The sequence below is a fragment of the Streptomyces phytophilus genome (genome assembly GCF_013870535.1).
GTDB lineage: Bacteria > Actinomycetota > Actinomycetes > Streptomycetales > Streptomycetaceae > Streptomyces > Streptomyces phytophilus.
Map to the genome: position 1 here is coordinate 1 of NZ_JACBXC010000439.1, position 4,542 is coordinate 4,542.

Consider the following 4,542-nt stretch of genomic DNA (forward strand, 5'->3'; position numbering starts at 1 on the left):
AGGTGCCGTGCGCTACGCCAGCAGCCCGTCGATCTGCGCCAGTTGCTCCGCGGTCAGCGGGCCCGCGGCCAGCGCGCCCGCGTTCTGCGCCGCCTGCGCCTCGGTGCGGAAGCCGGGGATCGGCACCGTGTGCGGGCTGCGGGCCCAGATCCACGCCAGCGCCCCCTGCGCGACGGTGCGCCCGCCGGAGGTGAGGATGTCGCGGATCGACTCGATCCGCGGCAGCCACCCCGGCGCCACCCGCCCGTCCGCGCCGAAGTACGCCAGCAACGCCGGCGGCGTCGCCCGGATGTCGCCGGGGCCGACCCGCGAGCCCGCGTCGTACGCGCCGGAGAGCAGCCCCATCGCCAGCGGGCTGCGGTCGACGCTGGCGAGGTTGCGCTCCGCGCACAGCGCCAGCATCTCCGGGGCGTCCTCCAGCACGTTGAGCCGGTGCTGCACCGCGGCGCAGTGCGGGCCCTCGGCGAAGAGCGCCGCGCGGCCGGGGTCGTCGGTGCTCCAGCCGTACGCGCGGATCAGCCCCTCCCGTACGAAGTCCTCGCACGCCTCGCGCAGCTCCGCCGCCTCCTCGGCGCCGGCGTCCCCGATGTGCAGCTGGAACAGGTCGACGCGATCGGTGCCCAGCCGGCGCAGCGAGTCGGTGAGCGCCCGGCGGGCGTAGCCGGGGGACAGGTCGCGGGACAGCAGCGTCCGGCGGCCGGCGTCGAAGGTGTTGCCCCACTTCGTGGCGATGACGACGTCGTCCCGCCGGCCGGCGAGCGCGTGGCCGAGCACGGTCTCGCTGTGGCCGGTGCCGTAGACGTCGGCGGTGTCGAAGAAGGTGACGCCGCCGTCGAGCGCCCGGTGCACGGCCCGTACCGACTCCTCGTCGTCGACCTTGCCCCAGCCCAGCGGGTCGCCGCCGGCGTCCCACCACTCGCCGCCGATCGCCCAGCAGCCGAAGCCGAGGGCGCTGACCTCGATGCCCGTACGTCCCAGAGTGCGCGTCTGCATGGGGACGAGCATGCACCTTCGAGCGCGCTCGAACGCAAGGTGCCCTCAGGCGGTCAGCGGGTCCGATCCCTCCAGCTCCCGGAAGACCGCCACGTTGGACGCGAAGGCGCGGTGGCACTCCTCGACGATCCGCTTCTTCTCCAGGTCGTCGACGGGCAGCTCGTCGAGCAGCCGCCGGTAACCGCGCTTGTACGCGGCCGGGTTGGCCACGCGCTCGAAGACGTAGAAGCGGACGCCGTCGCCCTTGCGCTCGAAGCCCCAGGTCTTCTCCGCGGTGCCGCGGACCACCTGGCCGCCGGAGAGGTCGCCGAGGTAGCGGGTGTAGTGGTGCGCTACGTACCCTGCGGGCCAGTCGCGCGCGCACTCCTCGATGCGGGCCGCGTACGCCTTTGTCGCCGGCAGCGGCTGCGCCGCGGCGCGCCAGCCCGCGGCGCCGTGCAGGAAGTCGAGGTCGCGCTCCAGCTCGGGGACGCGGGCCAGCTCGGGCCGCACGAAGGGGCCCGCGACCGGGTCGCCGGCGAGCGCGTCCCAGCCGTCCTCCAGGGCGCGGTAGACGAACCAGAGCTGCTCGGTGTAGCGCCGGTAGGCGGCTATGCCGAGCGCGCCGCCGAGCATGTCGCTCATGAAGGTCGAGTGGTTGGCCTCGTGGTGCTGGTCGTGGGACTCGGTGCGGAGCCGGGTGGAGAACGGCGTCACGTCCATGGCGGGCCTCCGGGGCGCGGCGGGGCGGTGGGCGTGACGATTCTCTTTGGTTAGGCTTACCTAAGTCAATAGGTTCCCGACGCCGTGTCGGTATCGGCCGGGCGGCTAGGGCAGGGTCAGGATCTCCGCGCCCGACTCCGTCACCACCAGCGTGTGCTCGAACTGCGCCGTGCGCTTGCGGTCCTTGGTCACCACGGTCCAGCCGTCGTCCCACATGTCGTGCTCGTACGTGCCGAGGGTCAGCATCGGCTCGATCGTGAACGTCATCCCGGGCCGCATCACGGCGGTCGCGCGCGGGTCGTCGAAGTGCGGGATGATCAGCCCGGAGTGGAAGGCCGTGTTGACGCCGTGGCCGGTGAAGTCGCGGACGACGCCGTAGCCGAAGCGCTTGGCGTACGACTGGATGACCCGGCCGATGACGTTGACCTGCCGGCCCGGGCGGACCGCCTTGATCGCCCTGTTCAGCGCCTCGCGGGTGCGCTCGACGAGCAGCCGGGAGGTCTCGTCGACGTCGCCGACGAGGTACGTGGCGTTGTTGTCGCCGTGCACGCCGCCGATGAACGCGGTGACGTCGAGGTTCACGATGTCGCCGTCGTGGAGCACGGTGGAGTCCGGGATGCCGTGGCAGATGACCTCGTTGACCGAGGTGCACAGCGACTTGGGAAAGCCCCGGTAGCCGAGGGTGGAGGGGTACGCGCCGTGGTCGCACAGGTACTCGTGCGCCACCCGGTCCAGCTCGTCCGTCGTCACCCCCGGCGCGATGTGCTCCGCGGCGGCGGCCATCGCCCGGGCGGCGATCCGACCGGCGACCCGCATCCGCTCGACGGTCTCCGCGTCCTGGACCTCGGGGCCCGTGTAGGGTGCGGGCCCCTTCTTCCCGACGTACTCGGGGCGGGGGATGGCGGCGGGAACGGCCCGGGGCGGAGAGAGCGTTCCGGGCACGAGCATCGACGACTGGCCAGACATGATCCGAGTCTATCGACGGGGGATCGGGCACGATGGGCGGCGGCAGACCGCGCAGGCACGGCGCAGGTGAGGAGCGAGATGGCGCTGTTCAAGAGGTCCAGGCAGAAGTCGGCGGGCAAACCGGGCGAGTGGTACTACTGCCTGGAGCACAAGCGGGTCGAGGAGGGGCCGCAGTGCAAGGCCCTGAACCGCCTCGGCCCGTACGCGACGCCGGAGGAGGCGGGGCGGGCGATCGAGACGGCGGAGGCGCGGAACGAGGAGTGGGACGAGGACGCCCGGTGGAACGACGACGGGAACCGCGAGGGCGGGCCGGGGCGCTGAGGGCGTAGCGGCCGGGGGCACGCGGCGGCGCGGCGCCGCGGGCGGGTGTCACGCCGCGGTGTCACGTCGCCGGGTCCGGGGCCGGGGTGCCGTCCGGGGCGCCGGGCTCCGTCTTCCCGGCCGCCGCCGCGGCGCGGCGCTCCCGTTCCCGTACCGCGTGCTCGTTCGTGCGCGCGTCGTACGTCATCAGCTTCGGCAGGCACGCCGCGAGCAGCACCACCGCCCCCGCGCACAGCAGCCCGCCCGACCAGATCGACGCCCGCACGCTCGTCAGCGCCGCCACCCCGCCGGAGCGGAACTGCCCGGCCACCGGGCCGACCGAGTACGACAGCAACTCGATGCCCGCCAGCCTGCCGCGCAGCTCGTCGGGGATGGTCTGGTTCCACATCGCCGCCCGGAACACCCCGCTGACCATGTCGAACGCGCCCGCCACCGTCAGCAGCAACAGCACCGCCCAGGCGTTCGGCATCACCCCCGCCGCCGCGATCGCCAGCCCCCAGCCGACCGCCGACAGCATCACCGCCCGGCCGTGCCGGTGCACCCGCCGGGTCCACCCGCTGGTCAGGCTCACCAGCAGCGAACCCGCGGGCAGCGCCGCGTACATCAGCCCCAGCGCCCACGGCGCGTCCAGGTCGTCCGCGAGGAACGGGAACAGCGCGAGCGGGAAGGCGAAGAACATCGCCCCCAGGTCGATGGCGTAGGTGCCCAGCAGCTCCTTGCGGCCCCAGGCGTAGCGGGCGCCCTCCGCGATGGCGCGCAGGCTCGGCGCCACCGCCTCGCGCGCGGCGGGCGAGGGCGCGAGCATCAGCGCCAGCCCGACGGAGACGGCGAACGTCCCGGCGTCCAGCGCGTACGCCCAGGGCAGCCCCGCGTACGCGACGATGAACCCGGCGAGCGCGGGCCCCGCGATGCCGCCGAGCTGCCAGCGCAGGGAGTTGAGCGCGGCGGCGGCCGGCAGCTGCTCGTGCGGGACGATGCGCGGGACGATCGAGTCCAGCGCCGGGCGCTGGATGCCGGTCAGGGCGCTGGTGAGCGCGGCGACGAGGTACAGGGGCCAGAGCATCGGCTCCGGCAGCAGGCTGTTGACGAGCAGGACGGCGGAGACGAGCCCGAGGCCCGCCTCGCTGTAGATGATCAGCTTCCGCTTGTCCATGGCGTCGGCGAGGGCGCCGCCGTAGAGGCCGAAGACGATGAGCGGGACCAGCTCCACGGTGCCGATGGCACCGACCGCGAGGGCCGAGCCGGTCAGCTCCTTCACCTGCACGGGGAGGGCGACGAAGGTGAGGAAGCTGCCGAACGCCGTGATGAGGCCGGCCACCCACATGAGGCGGAAGTCGCGCGAGGCGTGCCAGGGGGAGAGGTCGGGGAGGAGGTCGCGGTAGGCGGGGGATCGGTCGGCCACGAGGGGCCATGGTCGGGTGGGCGGGGGGTGGCCCGCAAGGGATTTACGCCGCCGGCGTCACCAGCGGGGCGGCGGCGGGGAGGAGAGCACCTCGGCGAGGCGGGCGAGGCGGTCGCGGAAGCCGGAGCGGGCGGAGCCGGCGGACGTGGCGGACGCGG

Annotated in this window: 5 protein-coding genes; 1 reads left to right on the forward strand and 4 read right to left on the reverse strand. The window is 73.8% G+C overall.

Annotated features, from left to right (window positions below):
- Positions 1-12: 12 nt before the first annotated feature.
- The 3 genes from H5J30_RS18690 to map all read right to left on the reverse strand — a co-directional run bounded on the left by H5J30_RS18690 (position 13) and on the right by map (position 2,661).
- Positions 13-1,005: an aldo/keto reductase gene (locus H5J30_RS18690; protein ID WP_181788559.1), complete on the reverse strand. Its 993-nt coding sequence runs from the start codon at positions 1,003-1,005 to the stop codon at positions 13-15.
- Between the two features lie 33 nt (positions 1,006-1,038).
- Positions 1,039-1,695 (reverse strand): biliverdin-producing heme oxygenase, encoded by a 657-nt coding sequence (locus H5J30_RS18695; protein ID WP_181788560.1) that lies wholly within the window; start codon positions 1,693-1,695, stop codon positions 1,039-1,041.
- 105 nt (positions 1,696-1,800) lie between these two features.
- Positions 1,801-2,661: a type I methionyl aminopeptidase gene (gene map / locus H5J30_RS18700; protein ID WP_181788561.1), complete on the reverse strand. Its 861-nt coding sequence runs from the start codon at positions 2,659-2,661 to the stop codon at positions 1,801-1,803.
- A gap of 78 nt (positions 2,662-2,739) precedes the next feature.
- Between map and H5J30_RS18705 the strand changes: the two genes are divergently transcribed.
- A complete protein-coding gene (locus H5J30_RS18705) occupies positions 2,740-2,982 on the forward strand; it encodes a hypothetical protein (RefSeq protein WP_181788562.1) in 243 nt (80 codons plus the stop codon).
- A 61-nt stretch (positions 2,983-3,043) separates the two neighbouring features.
- On the opposite strand, the gene H5J30_RS18710 is transcribed toward H5J30_RS18705, so the two are convergent.
- Positions 3,044-4,384 carry an MFS transporter gene (locus H5J30_RS18710; protein ID WP_181788563.1) on the reverse strand — a complete coding sequence of 447 codons (1,341 nt, stop codon included), beginning with the start codon at positions 4,382-4,384 and terminating at the stop codon, positions 3,044-3,046.
- Positions 4,385-4,542 lie beyond the last annotated feature (158 nt).

What these genes read in the sequence shown, in the direction of transcription:
- H5J30_RS18690 (WP_181788559.1), bottom strand. Translation starts at nt 1,005, where the DNA reads ATGCTCGTCCCCATGCAGACGCGCACTCTGGGACGTACGGGCATCGAG.
- map (WP_181788561.1), bottom strand. Translation starts at nt 2,661, where the DNA reads ATGTCTGGCCAGTCGTCGATGCTCGTGCCCGGAACGCTCTCTCCGCCC.
- H5J30_RS18705 (WP_181788562.1), top strand. Translation starts at nt 2,740, where the DNA reads ATGGCGCTGTTCAAGAGGTCCAGGCAGAAGTCGGCGGGCAAACCGGGC.
- H5J30_RS18695 (WP_181788560.1), bottom strand. Translation starts at nt 1,695, where the DNA reads ATGGACGTGACGCCGTTCTCCACCCGGCTCCGCACCGAGTCCCACGAC.